This window comes from Hyphomonas sp. GM-8P (assembly GCF_003263315.1).
GTDB lineage: Bacteria > Pseudomonadota > Alphaproteobacteria > Caulobacterales > Hyphomonadaceae > Hyphomonas.
Map to the genome: position 1 here is coordinate 1 of NZ_AWFE01000148.1, position 1,270 is coordinate 1,270.

Below are 1,270 nucleotides of genomic sequence, written 5' to 3' on the forward strand. Positions count from 1 at the left end.
TGACCCAGCCCCGTGATCCGGGCCGTTCATTCGGAGAGTCTGTTCGCCTTTCTTTCTGTTGTTGATGGCGTGGTCAAGGCCCGGGGAGTGGAGCTTCCCCGCGGCTCAAGCGAGCCGGGCCTTCGGCGGCGCAGCCGCCGTTCGTAGGTTACGGGGCTGAGGCCGCCGAGTGATGTGTGTGGCCGGACCGTGTTGTAGTCTATCCGCCAGGCTTCGATGATGCGCCGGGCGTCACCGAGACTGTCGAAGAGATGCTCGTTCAGGCACTCGTCGCGCAGCCGGCCGTTGAAGCTCTCGACGAAGGCGTTCTGTGTCGGCTTTCCCGGCGCGATGTAGTGCCACTCAATGCCGGCCTCGCGCACCCATTTCAGGATCGCATGACTGGTCAGCTCCGTGCCATTGTCGGAGACGATCATCTTCGGAGCACCCCGCCGGGTGATGAGCCTGGACAGTTCCCTGGCGACCCGCACGCCGGACAGGGAGACATCGACGACCACGGCCAGGGCTTCCCGGGTGAAGTCGTCGACCACGCAGAGCGTGCGGAACCGGCGGCCATCGCTGAGAGCGTCCGATACGAAGTCCAGGCTCCATCGCTCATTCGCCTGTTCCGGCAGGAGCATGGGTGAACGTGTGCCTGTCGCCCGCTTTCGCCCACGTCGTCGTTTCACGGCCAGTCCCTCCTCGGCATAGATCCGGTAGATCTTCTTGTGATTGGCGCTGAGGCCCTCGCGGTCCAGCAGGATGCCGAGCCTGCGATAGCCGAACCGGCGGCGTTCACCGGCCAGCTCCCGTAGCCTCTGGCGCAACTTCTCGTCACCGCCATCGCGTTTTTCATACTGGAAGGTGGACCGATCGAGATCGGCCAGCCGGCAGGCCCGACGCTCCGACAGGCCATGCACTTCCATCACGTGGTGCACGGCCTTCCGTTTGGCGTCGGGCGTCAGAAGTTTTTTGTCGCCAGGTCCTTCAGGGCGGCATTGTCCAGCATTGCATCGGCCAGGAGGCGCTTCAGCTTCGAGTTCTCCTCCTCCAGCGTCTTCAGCCGCCGGGCGTCCGACACCGTCATGCCGCCGAACTTCGCCTTGTACTTGTAGAAGGTCGCATCCGAGATGCCGTACTTGCGGCAGATATCGGCTGTCTTCACGCCAGCCTCGTGCTCCCGGATCATCCCAATGATCTGTTCTTCGGAAAATCGTGATTTGCGCATTTGTCATCCTCTTCGTGTCGAGGACTCTGCAAATTCATGGCCGGAATTTACGGGGCTGGGTCA

1 protein-coding gene is annotated in these 1,270 nt (G+C 62.6%); it reads right to left on the bottom strand.

The genetic code is table 11. The features are described from left to right. Positions 1-26 precede the first annotated feature (26 nt). Positions 27-1,207, bottom strand: a protein-coding gene (locus HY26_RS18805) for an IS3 family transposase (RefSeq protein ID WP_112074356.1) whose coding sequence is annotated in 2 segments (ribosomal slippage) — positions 27-958 and positions 958-1,207 — 1,182 coding nt in all. Because the reading frame shifts where the segments join, the coding sequence is not laid out codon by codon here. Between the last annotated feature and the right edge of the window lie 63 nt (positions 1,208-1,270).